Source organism: Microcoleus sp. N9_A1, from assembly GCF_036701795.1.
GTDB lineage: Bacteria > Cyanobacteriota > Cyanobacteriia > Cyanobacteriales > Microcoleaceae > Microcoleus.
Genome location: NZ_JAUBRI010000002.1, coordinates 1 through 17,182 on the forward strand (window position 1 = coordinate 1; position 17,182 = coordinate 17,182).

Annotated in this window: 13 protein-coding genes and 1 pseudogene; 7 read left to right on the forward strand and 7 right to left on the reverse strand. The window is 46.8% G+C overall.

The window, feature by feature from the left end:
* Positions 1-350, reverse strand: a pseudogene (locus QUA58_RS00895) (IS701 family transposase); the annotation flags it as partial.
* Between the two features lie 231 nt (positions 351-581).
* Here QUA58_RS00895 and QUA58_RS00900 point away from each other — a divergent pair.
* Entirely contained in the window at positions 582-3,491 is a 2,910-nt protein-coding gene (locus QUA58_RS00900; protein WP_333392668.1) for an NHLP bacteriocin export ABC transporter permease/ATPase subunit, read from the forward strand.
* 255 nt (positions 3,492-3,746) lie between these two features.
* Here the strand turns inward: QUA58_RS00900 and QUA58_RS00905 are convergent, their stop codons facing one another.
* The 4 genes from QUA58_RS00905 to QUA58_RS00920 form a co-directional block, all read right to left on the reverse strand.
* Entirely contained in the window at positions 3,747-3,887 is a 141-nt protein-coding gene (locus tag QUA58_RS00905; protein ID WP_333392669.1) for a hypothetical protein, read from the reverse strand.
* Between the two features lie 162 nt (positions 3,888-4,049).
* Positions 4,050-4,313, reverse strand: a complete 264-nt coding sequence (locus QUA58_RS00910) for a hypothetical protein (protein ID WP_333392670.1) — start codon at positions 4,311-4,313, stop codon at positions 4,050-4,052.
* Positions 4,314-4,417: 104 nt separating this feature from the next.
* Positions 4,418-4,678: a class IIb bacteriocin, lactobin A/cerein 7B family gene (locus QUA58_RS00915; protein WP_333392671.1), complete on the reverse strand. Its 261-nt coding sequence runs from the start codon at positions 4,676-4,678 to the stop codon at positions 4,418-4,420.
* A 210-nt stretch (positions 4,679-4,888) separates the two neighbouring features.
* Positions 4,889-5,071: a hypothetical protein gene (locus tag QUA58_RS00920; RefSeq protein ID WP_333392672.1), complete on the reverse strand. Its 183-nt coding sequence runs from the start codon at positions 5,069-5,071 to the stop codon at positions 4,889-4,891.
* A 177-nt stretch (positions 5,072-5,248) separates the two neighbouring features.
* Here QUA58_RS00920 and QUA58_RS00925 point away from each other — a divergent pair, with 177 nt between their 5' ends.
* From QUA58_RS00925 to QUA58_RS00935, 3 genes are all read left to right on the forward strand, one after another.
* A complete protein-coding gene (locus tag QUA58_RS00925) occupies positions 5,249-7,831 on the forward strand; it encodes a CHAT domain-containing tetratricopeptide repeat protein (RefSeq protein ID WP_333392673.1) in 2,583 nt (860 codons plus the stop codon).
* A gap of 160 nt (positions 7,832-7,991) precedes the next feature.
* Positions 7,992-8,624, forward strand: a complete 633-nt coding sequence (locus QUA58_RS00930; RefSeq protein WP_445301857.1) for a response regulator — start codon at positions 7,992-7,994, stop codon at positions 8,622-8,624.
* A 129-nt stretch (positions 8,625-8,753) separates the two neighbouring features.
* A complete protein-coding gene (locus QUA58_RS00935; protein WP_333392674.1) occupies positions 8,754-10,931 on the forward strand; it encodes a flotillin family protein in 2,178 nt (725 codons plus the stop codon).
* 217 nt (positions 10,932-11,148) lie between these two features.
* On the opposite strand, the gene QUA58_RS00940 is transcribed toward QUA58_RS00935, so the two are convergent.
* Positions 11,149-11,595, reverse strand: coding sequence for a transcriptional regulator (locus tag QUA58_RS00940; protein WP_333247248.1), 447 nt, complete (start codon positions 11,593-11,595; stop codon positions 11,149-11,151).
* A gap of 251 nt (positions 11,596-11,846) precedes the next feature.
* Between QUA58_RS00940 and QUA58_RS00945 the strand changes: the two genes are divergently transcribed.
* Positions 11,847-12,131, forward strand: coding sequence for a DUF2470 domain-containing protein (locus QUA58_RS00945; protein ID WP_333392675.1), 285 nt, complete (start codon positions 11,847-11,849; stop codon positions 12,129-12,131).
* A 187-nt stretch (positions 12,132-12,318) separates the two neighbouring features.
* Complete coding sequence (locus tag QUA58_RS00950) at positions 12,319-13,959, forward strand: AAA family ATPase (protein ID WP_333247252.1); 1,641 nt, start codon at positions 12,319-12,321, stop codon at positions 13,957-13,959.
* A gap of 59 nt (positions 13,960-14,018) precedes the next feature.
* Here QUA58_RS00950 and QUA58_RS00955 read toward each other — a convergent pair whose 3' ends face one another.
* Entirely contained in the window at positions 14,019-15,095 is a 1,077-nt protein-coding gene (locus tag QUA58_RS00955) for a DUF3616 domain-containing protein (protein ID WP_333247254.1), read from the reverse strand.
* A 522-nt stretch (positions 15,096-15,617) separates the two neighbouring features.
* Here QUA58_RS00955 and QUA58_RS00960 point away from each other — a divergent pair.
* Entirely contained in the window at positions 15,618-16,721 is a 1,104-nt protein-coding gene (locus QUA58_RS00960; RefSeq protein WP_333247256.1) for a site-2 protease family protein, read from the forward strand.
* Positions 16,722-17,182 lie beyond the last annotated feature (461 nt).

Here is a 17,182-nt window from a genome sequence, read left to right on the forward strand (position 1 = left end):
ACTCTAATTAGTTTCCCTAACCCTGAGAACTTACCAATTTTTTCGAGGGTGGTCATATCCAAAATTACAGTTAAAATTGGTCGCCTCCCAAGCCCTCTTTCGGCTTTGACTTGCCTGATGATCTCTGCCCGCACAACTCTAATTACTGCCCGGACTGACCATTGATAATGATTGAGGAAGCGACTAATCGCGCTGGCACTTACTGTTTGAGAATGCTGAGGTAAACTTTGTCCTGTTGCTTCCAGAAATAGACCTAGCAAGGCTCGCAGACTTTTTTGTTGATATTTGCTTGGCATTAAATCCATCAAGGTATAGACTAATGCTTGGGCGTAATTAAGGATGGTTAACATTAACTTATTACATTGTTTATACGCCCTTTATTTCACATTTTGGTACACAATGCAAGGGCTAATTGAGAATGGTGCAAGATCTCAGTTTTAACCGACTTTAGCTATGAGACGGGGATTTTAATCCCCGGCGGATCTGTGGATTAGCCCGATCGATTCGATCGCACTGTCTTCTTTGAGGCAAGGCTTTAAACCCCTGCCCAACTTGATATTACTAATTACCAATTACTAGCTATGCTCGATCTAAATCCTGTTAAGAAACTGCATCGAATTAAAGGAAATGAACCGCTGCTGCTGAATGACCCGCATCAGGTATGGATTGTTCGATCGGGGGCGATCGCAGTTTTTGCAGCCAAGATACAAAGTGAGAAGCCTGCGGGCAACCGCCATTATCTGTTCGGCGTCGCTGCAGGCGAGGCTTTGTTCGGCGCCGCCCTGGGGGATGGGTGGGGAATTCTGGCGATCGCGATCGCCGAAACGGAACTGGAACCGATCGCGATCGCAGATTGTGCCGCTTTAGTTGCTGCTGGTGAGAGCAAAACGAGATCGCTGGTGCAAGGGTGGATAAAGCATTTGGGAGAACGAGTGATTCCCTACGGCATAGATCCGCTTCACGCCCCGGAGGAAAAAGTTGCCCCAGAAACTGAGGTTGTAGCAGCCTCGCAGCAGATATCGCTGCAAAAAGGTCAAATGCTGCGATCGCCGCCGGGAACAGTTGTCTGGGTGCGCGTCTCGTCGGGCGATGCGAGTGTCGGGGAATTGCAGTTAAATTCCACTTCCCCAGCGTTTCCTTTGGCTGGGAATATGCTGCTGGTGGCATCCGGGGAAGTTGATGTGCAAATTTTCTCAACAGCAGAGGTGGAAAATGCCGACTGGCTGCCCGCGAGTTTCGCTTTGCTGCACGAGTATTTTTGCTGCTGCTTGAACTTGCTGGTTTCCCAGCAAAAAGCAGAGGAATTTCGGCGGTTTCAGGAACGCGAACAGCTAAACCGCCAAGTAACTCAGACAGCTTTGGGAGATTTAACCGAGGTTTTGCATCCCCGGAAAACTGCCTTGTCTGAGGAAGGAACACCGCTGTTAATCGCTGCTGGGGCTGTAGGTAAGGCACAAAGTATAACCGTCAATCCCCCGGCGGGTTCGGAAGATTTCAGCCGAGTGAAAGATCCGATGGAGGCGATCGCGCGATCGTCCCAATTTCGCACCCGCCGCGTGCTGCTGGCTGGAGATTGGTGGCGGCAGAACTGCGGCCCGCTGTTGGCTTATACAAAGTCCGACAATCGACCTGTAGCTTTGTTGCCCGGTAAGGGATCTCGCTATACTTTGTTCGATCCGATCGATCGCACTCGCAAACGGGTAACTAAAGCAATCGCCCAAGAGTTGTCGTCAGAAACTCTCATGTTTTACCGGCCCCTGCCGCTATTGCTTCACAACGCTGCGGAACTGTTTCGCTTCGGAACGAAGGGCTACGAAAAAGACATCATCGTTGCTTTCGGGCTGGGGATATTGGGAACGCTGCTGGGGATGGTGACGCCGCAAGCTACCTCGATTTTGGTCAATGATGCTATTCCTGACAGCGATCGTTTGTTACTGTGGCAGTTAGGGCTGGTACTGTTAGTTGCGGCGATCGGACGGGCTGTATTTAGCATGGCCCAAACAATTATGACGCTGCGGATCGAAAATGCTGCCAGCGGCACTCTCCAGCCGGCAGTTTGGGATCGATTGCTGAGATTAAAACCGGCGTTTTTTCGCAGCTATTCTTCAGGGGATTTGCTGACTCGTTTATTAGCAGTTAATCAAATTCGCGCCCAACTCAGCGGCGCGACGCAGCGGACACTTTTGAACGCGATATTTTCCCTGCTGAATTTGGGGCTGATGTTTATTTACAGCCTGCCGCTGGCTTTAGTCGGAATTGGTTTAACCTTGCTCGCAGTTATAGTAACAGTCACATCGAGCTTACTCTTAATCCCAAAAGAGCGGAAAATGGAAACAGGAGAGGGCGACATTAATGGGCTGACAGTAGAACTGATTAACGGAGTATCAAAGCTGCGGGTAGCGGCCGCCGAAGGGCGAGCGTTTGCAGCTTGGGCGAAAAAGTATAGCCAGCAAATCAAGCTAAGAACAGGAATTAAACGAATTGACGACAGCGTTTCAGTATTTAACGAAGCCCTGCCATTAGTCAGTTCTATCCTGATGTTTTGGTTTGCAATTCAGTTCATGGAAAACCCTAAAACAGGAGGCGACGTACTGAACATGGGCACATTTCTCGCTTTTAATTCCGCCTTCGGAACCTTTCTTTCTGGCATCACAGACTTGAGCAATACCGTAACTGATATTTTAGGAATTGTACCGCTGTGGGAGCGAGCCAAACCGATCGTCCAGGGAATCCCGGAATCTGACCCGACAAAAGCCGATCCCGGCCGCTTGAAAGGTCAAATTACGATCGATCGCGCGACTTTCCGCTACCGTGAGGATGGCCCCCCAATTTTAGATGATGTCAGCATCAATATTCAACCGGGGGAATTTATCGCGATCGTCGGGACTTCGGGAAGTGGCAAATCAACATTATTTCGGCTGTTATTGGGATTTGAAATAGCACAAAGTGGGACTGTTTATTATGACAATCAAGATTTAGCAGGCCTCGACGTTCAAGCTGTGCGGCGGCAGTTAGGAGTAGTGCTGCAAAACGGCAGAATTAATGCTGGTTCGATGTTTGACAATATTACCTGCGGGGCGATGGTAACGCAGGAGGAAGCTTGGGAAGCCGCGCAAATGGCCGGTTTAGCCGCCGATATCGAACAAATGCCGATGGGAATGCACACGGTTGTCAGCGAAGGCGGCACGAATCTTTCGGGAGGACAGCGGCAAAGATTGTTAATTGCCCGCGCGATGGTTGTCAAACCAAAGGTTATCCTGATGGATGAAGCTACGAGTGCTTTGGACAATCACACGCAGGCGATCGTTACTGAGAGTTTGGACAAGTTAAATGTTACCCGAATTGTCATCGCCCACCGCCTGAGTACGATTCGCAATGCCGATCGAATTTATGTGATTGAAGCAGGCCGTTTGGTGGAAGTCGGTTCCTTTGAAGAATTGATCGAACAGGGAGGATTATTTGCGAGATTAGTTGAGCGACAGTTAGAGTAGAGATTAAACATAAAACCATTCTCAAGAACGGGCAAGATGCCCGTTCCACAAAGAGTAAATTTCTTGTGGAACGGGCATCTTGCCCGTTCATAAAAGCCTTATTAAAAATGGTGTAACATCTCATATCAATTCCGGTGTAACCCGAATGATATAGAGGAGACGGCACTGCCGTCTCCTAATTTTGGCTACTAATAATTCCGATGCTACCGGATTTGATATCATTTACATCCGTTACATAATCCGCTGCCGAACTGCTTATTCTTTGGTCAGCAAATCGGGCAACCACAACAAAATTAGCAATAACAAGCAGGCGATAACTAAGCCAACGCTGAATATTGTAGCGTTACCCATATCGGCGGCTTGCTGCATGAGGTATACGGGCTGTATTGCATTCATCTTTTCTGTAGATAAGGGAAGCTAAAACCCTGACTTCTTAAAGAAGTCAAGGTTCTGGATAAAATTAATTTTTGCCAAACGACTGGAATTCGTGACTGCACAAGCAAATCCCGCCTTTGCGGACTTAAGAATAGAATGATTAAAGGCGGGATTTGGTATTAGCTAGCAATCTGGAGCAAAAAAATCATAAATCGAACGACCTAAGCTTTGCGATCCTCTCCATACTCTAGCTAAAGAATCTGTTGTAGCTGTTATCACTGGAGCCAAATCAATATTGATAGCACCACCACCACCTGCTGCACGACCACCACAAACTGCTTCCAATTCCCGATCGTTCAGCAGCCCATCACCACCTAACTCGGTGACTTGACTTTTTTGTTCTGAAGAAAATTCAGGCTTAATTGCGTTGACTTCGATGTTTTCCATGATGTTGCTTGTTTGGTTTATTTAATGGAGTGAAATCTTGACTTTACATTGGTTATATTTCAGCAAAATTGTGATTGTGTTGCAGAGTAACAAGATGGTTATTCTCATTTTCTGATACACTGTTTGTCAAGCCCATTGTGAGCATCCATCGCACCTTTAGCAACACCCAAACCTAGAATGCCGCCAATAGCTACGGCTCCCAACCGTACCAACAGAGGTAATGGTCCACCACTAACTTGCTCCAGTTCATCATCACCTAACTCACCTGAAAGGCCCTCTTCATCCTCTAATAAATGAGAAACAGCAATATTTAGACCTGAAGTATCTGACTGACCATGATTGACGCTTTCAAATTCAAAAGACATAAGATTTGCTCCTGATTGAATTGTTTGTGTCTGGTAACTGTTTTTAGTTTATTGAATTTCCCCGCCGCAGTAGCTAGCTCAAAGTTGAGTTTTGAACCGATAAAAAAGCTAGCTAAGAACTAGCTATAAAATCGGGTAACAACCTGAACTTTTGGGTAGGTATCGCCGATCGCCTACAACGATAAACTGGTAACACTCCCCTGTGATGAGTCAAGCCTGCCTCCTATTGAGCGTTACCAAAGTGCGATCGGCAATTAAGAGAGCCCTAAGAGTAGTACAAAAAAAGGGCGATCGCACTCCAAGAGGCAATTGTACGATCGCCCGAGAGTCAAGAAAGCTGCTGACATTATTTAACAAGCTGTAGTGAGAAGTGCTATGGGTATTGAGATACATTGCACTTTCCCGCAATCAACATTGCAGCACTCCGAAGATCGGATCTGTGGGTAGAACGAATGAATTTACCATCTGGGTTGCTTAAGATTTAAATATCGATTTAAGCAGATTGAGGCGATCGCGCGATGGCAGAAAGAGCGATCGGGCTAACTCTCTAAATCCCAACCCCAGAATCCTATGCTGTATTCTCCTTTTCAGCGACTCAAATCGACTCACTCTAGGTTCACTTCTGTTTTCCTAGCTTCCATTTCCCTGCTTCTATTTACCACTGCTCCCCTATTAACTCCTGACTCTCTATTCCCAGCGATCGCTCAAACTACGGATGCTCGTCAAGCAGAGGCCGATCGGCTATTGCAGCAGGGAATTCAACAATATCAGAATCGTCAATTTCAAGCTGCATTGAACTCCTGGCAACAGGCGCTGCAAATTTATCGCGCCCTTAAAAATCGCCACAAAGAGGGTTGGGCACTGGGCAATTTGGGAGTCGCTTACGGCGATTTGGGCAGCTATGCCAAAGCAATTGAGTATGGACAGCAACACTTAATCATCGCCCGCGAAATTAAAGACCGCGAGGGGGAAGGGGCAGCACTGGGCAATTTGGGAGTCGCTTATCTCTTCTTAAACAATTACGCCAAAGCGATCGAGTATACCCAGCAGAGTTTAGCCAACGCCCGCGCTATTAAAGACCACCCAAGTGAATGTCTGGCACTGGTCCGTTTGGGACTCGCTTACTTCCATCTAGGCAACTACGCCAAAGCGATTGAGTTTGGACACCAGAGTTTAGCGGTCGCCCGCAAAATTGAATATCGCCAGGGAGAATATGTGGCACTGGTCAATTTGGGACTCGCTTACCGCTTTCTAGGCAATGATGCCAAAGCGATCGAGTACACACAGCAGAGTTTAACCATCGTCCGCGAAATTAAAGACCGCAAGGGAGAAGGTGCGACATTGGGGCATTTGGGACTCGCTTACCTCAACCTGGGCAACTATACCAAAGCGATCGAGTACATCCAGCAGAGTTTAGCGATCGCCCGCGCCATTAAAGACCGCCCGGGGGAAGGTGAGGCACTGGGCAGTTTGGGAGCCACTTACCTCAACCTGGACGACTATGCCAAAGCGATCGAGTACGACCAGCAGAGTTTAGCGATCGCCCGCGCCATTGAAGACCGCGAGGGGGAAGGTGAGGCACTGGGCAGTTTGGGAGCCGCTTACTTCTATCTAGGCAACTACGCCAAAGCGATCGAGTGCAACCAGCAGAGTTTAGCGATCGCCCGCGCCATTAAAGACCGCCGGAGCGAAGGTGAGGCACTCAACGATCTCGGGTTGACGTTCTTGAAAGCTGGCAACCTCGCAGAAGCTGGAAAAATGCTCGTGCAGGGGATTCAAGTGTGGGAATCAATGCGGCAATTGCTCGGCTCCAACGATGCGAATAAAGTCTCTATCTTTGAAGGACAAGCCCGCACTTATCAGGCTTTACAACAAGTCCGGGTGGCTCAGAATAATCCGATCGCCGCTTTAGAAATTGCCGAACGGGGACGTGCTCGTGCCTTTGTCGATCTCCTGACACAGCGGCTATCGTCAAGTGATGCCAGTTCGGTCATCGCCACTGCTCCCGATGGCGAGCAAATTCGCCAAATCGCCAAAGCACAGAACGCCACTTTGGTGCAGTATTCCATCATCTACGATACTTTCGAGATCCAAGGCAAACAAGTAGGGAGGGAATCCGCGCTCTACATCTGGGTGATTCAACCGACAGGCGAAATTACCTTCCGCCAAGTTGACCTCAAACCCCTTTGGCAACAGCACAACGACTCTCTAGCCAAATTAATCATTGTCAATCAAGAATCTCTTCAGGTTCGTAGTCGCAGCAGTCTTGGCTCCACAAAACCCGAACCCAACTTCAACTTAGGGATGCTGCATCAACTGCTGATCGATCCCATTGCCAATCTGCTCCCAAAAGACCCCAACGCCCATGTCATTTTCATTCCCCAAGGTTCCCTGTTCCAAGTGCCATTCCCCGCTCTCCAGGATGCCAACGACAATTACTTAATCCAAAAACACACCATTCTCACCGCCCCCTCGATTCAAGTTCTGGCATTAACCCGACAACAACGACAGAAGTTAGCGAGTCAGCCATCCAACAGCGGAAAAGCTCTAGTATTGGGCAATCCCACGATGCCGAGTGTGTCTCTCTCTCCGGGAGAACCCAAACAGCAATTGTCTCCTCTACCTGGAGCCGAAGCCGAAGCGATCGCGATCGCCCCTATGCTCAAAACCCAAGCCATCACAGGCGCACAAGGTACAAAAGCTGCGATCGTTCAAAAAATGCCCCAAGCATCAATCATTCACTTGGCAACGCATGGATTGCTGGATAATGTGCGCGGATTGGCAAGTGCGATCGCTATGGCTCCTTCTGGTAGCGATGACGGCTTATTGACCGCAGAAGAGATTTTTGACATGAAACTGCAAGCAAACTTAGTCGTTTTGAGTGCTTGCAACACTGGAGAAGGCAGGATTACCGGGGATGGCGTGATTGGCTTATCGCGCGCTTTGATTTCGGCGGGCGTGCCGAGTGTAATTGTTTCTTTATGGGCGGTTCCCGATGCGCCTACATCCGAATTAATGCAGGCATTTTATCAAAACCTTCAGAAAAACCCGAATAAAGCACAGGCATTGCGACAAGCTATGTTAACCACAATGAAAGCGCATTCTAATCCGCGAGATTGGGCAGCGTTCACGTTGATTGGGGAGGCAGATTAAGCTTCTTAGGACTTACGAATAAATACCAAATAAACCAGGTTTTTAACTCCTTATTAAAGGCTCGAATGCAGTATTTTCGTCCAACCCGGTTTCTGCGTCCAGGCCTAAAGTTTGTAGTGAGGACGACCGTCTTCTTTCATAAAATTATCATGGAAAAAAGATGATTCAACAATCAAATATGATTCGCGTTTTAATTGCCGACGATCATGCGATCATGCGACAGGGTTTAGCCGCCTTGCTGGAACAAGAACCAGATCTAACAGTTGTTGCAAAAGCTAGCAACGGACAGGAAGCATTAACAATGTTCCGTCAATATCAGCCAGACGTGACACTCATGGATGTGCGAATGCCACAAATGGATGGAGTCGAGGCTATTACCGCCCTTTGTACTGAATTTGAAGCTGCCCGCATCGTCGTGTTCACTGCTTATGATGGTGATGAAGATATTTATCGCGGGCTGCGGGCTGGTGCCAAAAGTTATCTGCTCAAAAATACCGAACCTGACGAACTTTTTTTGGCAATTCGCACGGTTGTTAGCGGTAAAAAGTACATTCCCAGCGCCGTTGGCGCTAAACTAGCCGATCGCCTGAGTGGCCCTGAATTGAGCGATCGCGAATTAGAAGTCATTCGCCTGATCGTCGCAGGTAAAAGCAACAGCGAGATTAGTAAAGTTCTCCACATCAGCGAAAGCACCGTCAAGTTTCACATCAACAATATTTTGAGCAAAATGGGAGTTAGCGATCGCACGCAGGCCGCGATTGCCGCATTAAAACGGGGGATTGTCAGCCTGTAGTTCGACCGTAAGTATTTTTACTGATTGATATGACTATTATGACTGCAAATAATGAAAAATAAGACCTTAAGTTTTACGTCAAAACTTGAAAGCAGAGCTAAGGTAGAGCTAATAGGACAAATTATCCCTATGAAAAAAATGCTTTATTCACTTTTGCCCAAATCTCAAGTCAAAGCCCGCGTTTTAAAACAGTTAGCAGCCGCCATTTCGGCATCTTTAGCCCTTAGTGTAACAACCAGTTTGAAACCCTCGCCGGTATTAGCTACTAGCAATATCCCCCCCGCCAATCAAACTTCGACTCAGCTAGTCGCAAAACCTGATTCTAGCTTGCAGCTAGGGCAGTTACGCAGCACTGTTCCTGTGCAGACAATGCAGCTAGGGCCGGGTGGATTTATCCCGATCGCGATCGGCAGTATGATAATCATTCTAGTCCTGCCATTATTTTTTGGTGGATTAGTCGTAATTGGCGATCGGGAAGTTGGCATTGTCAGTAAAAAGTTTAGCTTCAACGGCAAATCTTTGCCCCCAGGAGATTTAATTGCCTTAAACGGTGAAGCTGGATACCAAGCTGATACTTTGCCCCCCGGTTGGCACTGGGGTTATTGGCCTTTGCAATACAACGTCCGCAAAGAATCTTTAACAATCGTTCCCCAAGGCGAAATAGGCTTAGTTATCGCAGCAGGCGGCGAGTCGAATCCGCCACAGCGCATCCTCGGAAAAATCACAGAATGCGACAATTTTCAAGATGCTCGCAAATTTCTCAAAGAAGGCGGCGAAAAAGGCAGGCAACTCGGCATATTGACGGGCGGTAGCTATCGAATTAATACGGCATTATTTACAGTAATCACAGCAGCAAACGCTACCAAACACGGGATGACAGCCGAACAGTTGAAGCTGTACAAAATTGCTCCCGATAAAGTGGGAATTGTCACAACTTATGACGGCGTTCCCATTCAAGATGGCGAAATTGCCGGCCCGATTATTCCCAATCACGACAACTTCCAAAACGCGCAAAAATTTATCACCGCCGGCGGGCGGCGCGGTTTGCAGGAACAGGTTTTGCTTTCCGGTTCCTGGAACTTAAATCCTTGGTTTGTCGGGGTTGACCAAGTGGCGATGACCGAAATCCCGATCGGCTATGTCGGCGCGGTTATTTCCTATGTCGGCAAAACCTCAGAAGATGTTAGTGGCGCTGCTTTCACTCACGGAAATTTAGTAAATGTCGGCAATAAAGGCGTGTGGGTAACTCCTCTTTATCCGGGGAAACATCCGCTGAATACTCGCATTTTGAAAGTAGAGTTAGTGCCGACTACTAATATAGTATTGAATTGGTCTGGCAAAACAGAAAGGCACAGTTACGATTCTAAACTTTCGTCTTTAACCGTGCGTTCTCAAGACGGTTTCGCCTTTGATTTAGAAGTAGCTCAGATTATTCACGTCGGCGCTTTGGATGCTCCGAAAGTTATCTCCCGCGTCGGTTCGATGCAGAATTTAGTAGACCACGTTTTGCAGCCGACAATTGGGAATTATTTCCGCAATTCGGCTCAAGCTTATTCTGTATTAGATTTTCTCTCCGCAAGAAGCGGCAGGCAAGCCGAAGCCGCCGAGTATATCAAAGCAGCTTTGCGTACCTACGACGTGCAGGCAATTGATACTTTGATCGGGGATATTTTGCCGCCTGCAGAGTTGATGCAAACTCAAACAGATCGCAAAATTGCTGAGGAACAGTGCAAGACTTATGAGGTGCAGCAATTAGCACAAACTCAGCGGCAACAATTGGTGCGGGAAACTGCTTTGGCTGAGATTCAGCAAGAGATGGTGAAATCCGAACAAGGCGTGAAGATTTCTGAGTTGAAAGCCAATTCTCAGGTGAAACAAGCTCAAGGCGAAGCTGAGTCGATTCGGGTGAAGGGAAATGCTCAAGCTGAAGCTTACCGCGCGGGTGTTGTGGCTTTGGGAGGTTCGGGTTATACGGCTTTGCAGTTAATGCAAATTATAGGCGATCGCAACGTGCGAGTTGTGCCGGATGTTGCGGTTAGCGGTAACGGTAGCGGCGGCGGTTTGGTTGACGGTTTGCTGGGAATGATGATGTGGAATCAAACGAGCAAAAATGGCGAAAATGGCGGGGAATTGCCGATAATTAAGTTGGAAAAATCGCCCCCTGCTGCTGTAGAAAATTCTCCTAATTTACCAGTAGCTAAGCTGCATTCAAGCAAGCTGCAAGTAGCGAAGTCTGAGACTTTCCATGAGACTGAGATTGATTCGCTGTTTGATGAATTGCCATTTGACGACAAATTTTTTAGTTAGATGGTTTTTGTAATTTGAATGATTCGTATTTAATCATTCGTAGGGTGCGCAATGCGCACCTTTAGAACTGGGCGAATATAATTCGCGTCTATACAAACAAAACCCTAGAAGAGCGGGTTGAAGAGTTAGAGGCTAAAATGACGTTATTTTCTTCATTCTGCGGAGGCATAATTCGTTTGCATAGACGCGGTTTCAACCGCCGTATTATCTGGGAATTCTATGTTTGTGTAGACGCTAATTCTATTCGTTGGGAATCCTTGGATGCTGGATGCAGTGGAAAAAATGCAGCCGGTGAGACACAGAAAAATTCAGCAAGTTTTTGTATGTGTTCAGTTGTAAGTTGACGCTTTTCGTGCAGAATATCAGAGATAATAGACTCTGTTTTGAAAATAGGAACGAGGTCTTTTTGTCTGAGGTTGAATTCTTCTATCAAAGCTTTTAACAGTTCTATCCCGTAAATGTCAGGAATAGGTTCTAAAGTTTGCTCGTATTCATAAACCAGGGTTCCGAGTACGTTTAAGTAGTCGCGTTCGTCAGGAGTTAGTTCGCCTTTGTCTAATGGAGAGTCAATGGTTTTTTGAGTTGCGATTAATTCTGACTCCGCAGTTACGGGTCGCGGAGGAAATGCTTTGAGCAATTCGATATAGGCAATAGAGTTTTTCATGGCATAATATATTTTTTTAACAAAAAATATATTAATTTGTAGGTGCATAATGCGCACATTATACCTGATTATTATGCGCACTACACCTGATTTTTTTGGTGCGCAGTACACACCCTACACCGAATTTGCTTTTCTTTGAGTCCGCGAAGGCGGACTTTGTTTGTGTAGACGCGAATTCTATTCGCCACGAAGCTCTCCGTTGCGACAAATCGCAGTACAATCGATCGCAGTATTGCATATAAGGAATCCCCATGTCAGACCAGTTTTCCACTGAAATCAGCGATCGCATCTGCACTCACATGAACGAAGACCACGCTAGCGCCGTAGTCTTGTACGCTCAAGCCTACGGCAACAAACCGGAGGCGACATCGGCTCAAATGCTCGCGATTGATGCCAACGGCATGGATTTAACGGCTCAAGTCAATGACGAAACAGTGCCAGTCAGAGTTGAGTTCGATCGCACTTTAACAGACGCCGAAGATGCTCACCACACTCTTATTGACATGGTGAAACAAGCTCAAAAAGTTGCTAAGTAGTCAATTGCGTACTATTCTGTTATAATTTTAACGTTTGCAGTACGGACTTTAGTCAGGTTAAATAGTTGTTAAGGACTCAAGTCCTTAGTGAAAACCTTTAGTTAGGTTAAAATTTTTTTTTAAAGACTAAAGTCCGTACTGAAAAAATAATAATAAAGTTTAATTTCACTCTAAAATATCAAATAAAATGACCGAAAATTACCCCAAATTCCAAGAATTTGATGCCGTCAAGGGCAGTCAAAATAACCCTTTCGAGGCACTCATTAAGCGACTAGATTTGATGATTCGCGCCCGCTATTCGCTGCTGTACATTGTCGGCGCAGAAGAGGAACCAGTCGAAGCTGTAATCGCCCAAGTAGCGCTGCAAGTAACACCCGCGCGCCGAGTATTGTTCTGGGATCTCGTGCGCGGCTGGGAGGATAACGGTTCTGGGAAAGGTTCGGTAATGGCAGCGCTCGATCGCATCGGCAAGACCGCTGTCGAAGAATATACCATATTTGTACTGCGGGATTTGCACCCTATTTTGAAATATCCATACAGCGAAAAAAGCGCGGCGGTAGTGCGAGAATTGCGGAATTTAACGCGAGAATTGAAGCGCAGCAAAAAAACAATCGTCCTCACTTCTCACGCCCTAGAACTGCCCGAAGAATTGAAAGAAGAAGTAACAGTAATTGATTTTCCTTTGCCCAACGTCCAAGAAATCGACAGTTTAATTTCCCACGTTGTGGAAAAGCCGCAACAGTTGCAAGTTAGCGGTTTAGCAAGGGAACAGTTGGTTAAAGCTTGTCAGGGTTTGAGCCGCGCTAGAATCGGGCGGGTTTTGGCTAAAGCTTTGGCCGCCAAACAGCAAATTAACGAGTCGGATATTGACGGAGTTTTGGAGGAAAAACAGCAAGCAATTCGGCAAACAGGAATTTTGGAGTTTTTTAACTCCAAAGAATCCCTAAAAAATGTGGGAGGATTGGAGAATTTGAAACAGTGGGTAAAGATGCGGCAAGATGCTTTTACTGACGAGGCGCGCCGCTACGGTATACCCAATCCTAAAGGCGTTTTGTTAGTAGGAATTCAAGGAACAGGCAAATCTTTATCTGCCAAAACTATTGCTTGCGAATGGCGTTTGCCACTGTTGCGTTTGGATACTGGCAGATTGTTCGGCGGCGTGGTCGGGGAAAGCGAAAGCCGCGTCAGGCAAATGATACAATTAGCAGAGGCGATCGCCCCTTGCGTTTTGTGGATAGATGAAATAGATAAAGCCTTCGGCAACATTATCAGTGGTGGCGACGGCGATTCGGGAACTTCGCGGCGGGTATTCGGCAGTTTGATTACTTGGATGCAGGAAAAAACCAGCCCGGTGTTTATTGTCGCAACTGCAAATAACGTGCGGATTTTGCCGGCGGAGTTGCTGAGAAAGGGCAGGTTTGATGAGATTTTCTTTTTGAATTTGCCCTCAGAATCGGAACGGCAAGATATTTTTAAGGTGCATTTGCAGCGTTTGCGGCCAACTAGATTGCGCGAGTTTGATTTGGAGGTTTTGGCGAAGTCTGCTAAGGATTTTAGCGGTGCGGAAATTGAGCAAGTTGTAATTGATGGATTGTACCGGGCGTTTGGCACTTTTGTGAACGGGCAGCGCCGAGATTTGACGACGGAGGATGTTTTGAGGTCGATCGAGGATACAGTACCATTAGCTGCGATCGCGCGATCGCAAATTGAAGATTTGAAGCGCTGGGCGGCCGAAGCAGGGGCGAGAACCGCTTCTAACGATACTCGATTGATTGATGAATTAAAGCGCTACAGCAGGCCGCTGGGTGAAGATGCGATCGACAATTAACCAAATTTCGGTTCGCAGTCAGGAATGCAAGTCCCTAGTTCTGAGGACTGAATTTCTCACTACGAACCTAATCTAAAAATATCCGCAAAAATCGCATTTTCTCCAACCATTCTACTCGCAGCCGGCGAATCGTAAACCACTAACAACGAATTCTCCTCCCCCAAATAGGGAAACAAACTCAACCCCTCAGCATTGTCCGTACCAACCTGAAAAGGCAAGTCAAACAATACCTCCAAATCTCCCCCACCTTGCCCAGTAATACTGTCGCCCGCTCGCCCTAAAATTCCCCTTAACCGAAAAACCCTCATCGCCCCAGATAAAGTCATCGTCGGCCCGGCTAAAACAATTAAATCTTCCCCATTAAAACACAATTCTCGCACACCCAAACCGTTCAAATCGACAAAATGTTTTTTGTACAATTTCCCTGCTTCCCCAATTTCCTTAAGCCTTAAAACTCCAGGTTCTGTCTCTTCAACTTCTATTTCTAAAATTATTGCCCAACCGCGCAGCACCGGCCCCCGCAAACCGAGAAAAATGCTCTCCCCCCGCACCGCAAAACCCTCAATATCGAAGCCATTTTCTTTGCTCGGAATTGGCACAGAAAAATACAAGCCGAGATGGCGGTCATCTTGGAGCGCATCTGTGAGAAGATTGCCCGTTTCTGTCCGCTGAAGGCATCCCGCTGTCAATTGAATTTGGGGATTTTCAGGATGGGAAATTGACTTGTACAAAATCCCGTCTTTCACAGGGACTTTTGCTAGCAAATAGCGGTTGACCTCTGTCTTAATTGTTGCTAATCTTTCGAGATCGTCTTCGGAGTCTTTACCTTTAGGTTTTTTACGTTTTGTGCTGTGAGAACCGACCAACCAAAGGTAATTGCTGCTGAAATCAATTCCTTCAATATCGATTTCGTCGTCTCCCGATAAATCGATAAAATCCGCGATCGCAAATTTTTGATGTTCTCCAAAAACATGAGGCGATACAGGCGACAAACATTCGAGCGAAGTCGTTTCATCGGAACCCAGCCACAAATGACCGTCGGGAGTGAAAGCCACAGCCGATAAGTCTGTAATAATATCGCTCGCTTCGCTGTTGAATTGCAGCAGCAGGCGACCGAGCAAAAAGGATTCTGACATAATTATTAGCACCAAAACTATTCTTATGGTAAGTAATTATAGCTAAATCTGCTTGAAACTCATAGGTTGCACCATTCTCAATCAGGCTTTTATGGGCGGGCTAGAAGCCCACCCCACAAGAAAGAAAATTCATCTGTTGTGGAACAGGCCGGAAAGCCTGTTCATGACGGGCAGGATGCCCAACCCCTACTCCCCACAAGAAAGAAAATTCATCTGTTGTGGAACAGGCCGGAAAGCCTGTTCATGACAGAGGTGCAAGATGTGAGTTAAAACCCATTGAAAACTAAAACAGAAAACTAAAATAAATATCCTCCTCAAGCCTCATAGCGAGAACTTCCGTTTTGAGATAAGGATTTTTAACCCCTGGCGGGCCCAACCGCAGTTGGCGGTGATTATTCCGCAAACCGAACCTCCACAGACGGATAACACCCTAATTGAAGCATTAACATCGCCGTTACGTTTCGTTACTATAAGGAAACAGAGAAAAAAACTTCTCGACCATAATATCAGAGGTAGCCAATTATGAACGGTACATTTCGCGTCGGCAACCTGTTTGGAATTCCCTTTTATGTCAACGTATCTTGGTTTCTAGTTCTGGGTTTAGTAACTTGGCAATACGGCGGCGCACTAGCTGGCTTGTTTCCCGCATTAGGCCCCGTAGCGCCCTGGCTGCTAGGATTATTCACAGCGCTGCTGTTATTTGCTTCCGTCTTAGCCCACGAATTAGGACACAGTTGGGTGGCCATCAAACAGGGAATTGGCGTGAAATCAATTTCGCTATTTCTGTTTGGCGGGCTGGCTAATTTGGAAAGAGAATCGAAAACGCCAGCCGAAGCATTTTGGGTAGCCATTGCAGGCCCGTTGGTCAGCTTATTTTTGTCCGGTTTGTTAACTGCGATCGGCATCGGCGCCGGTCTCACAGGCCCCGCAGCGGCCATCGTCGGACTTTTAGCTTCCATCAACTTAGTTTTAGCCTTATTTAACTTAATTCCCGGTTTGCCCCTCGACGGCGGCAACATCCTCAAAGCGATCGTCTGGAAGATTACCGGCAACCCTTATAAAGGCGTAATCTTTGCTAGCCGTGTCGGTCAAATAATTGGTTGGATCGCTATTGCTACAGGCATCTTCGGCAATATTTGGAATTTAGTAATCGGTTGGTTCTTGCTGCAAAATGCTGGTCAATCTGCACAATATGCCACAGTCCAAAATGAACTCGCAGGGCTGACAGCCGCCGATGCTTTGACTACCGAAAGCCCGATCGTCTCCCAAGACTTGTCCCTCAGAGAATTTGCCAACAACTACGTTATCGGTAGCGCTCATACCTGGCGTCGGTTCTTAGTTACCGATGATGCGGGACAATTGGTAGGTGCGATCGACCTTGACGACCTCAAAACCATTCCTACCGGAACCTGGCCCCAAGTTTTGGTGAAAGAACTCCTGAAGCCGATCGAATTTACCACCACAGTCAAACCAGAATTATCCCTCCTCGAAGTCGTCACCCTTCTGGAAACACTCAAAGTCCAAGAGCTCCCCGTGATTCGCGAAAACGGCGTCCTCGTGGGACTTGTAGAAAAAGCTGAAATTGCCCGCTTGCTACAAAAACGAGCTCAAGCAGACCCCGCTTGATACCCTCAGATACTTGACAAATAACAATTAACCCCCTCGATTTCCCCTTACCAAAAGGGCGATCGGGGGGGTTAACAATAGCTTCACAAAAATCACAGTTAAACACAAATAGTCGTGGACGCAACTGTCACAATAGTTAAAGATTTTTTGAGGTATGTTGTTGCGTCCAGGACTGACTAAGGAGCGCGAATTAAATAACTTACAATTTTAATTGTTATTGTGGGATGGGCGTCCCGCCCATCCCACAAACTTGTGGAAGTTATTTAATTCTCATTCCTAAATTATTAGCTGCCAATCAAGAATGATAATTATTATATAGCCTTTCTCAACTTTCGTGAGGTACGCGGGCAAGCAATTCCATATAAGATTGCCAATAGCCTGCAGATATTAAAATTATCTGCGTTAATCTGTGTTCATCTGCCTTAATCTGCGGTTTGTCTATCAATCAAAAAATTAGGCAC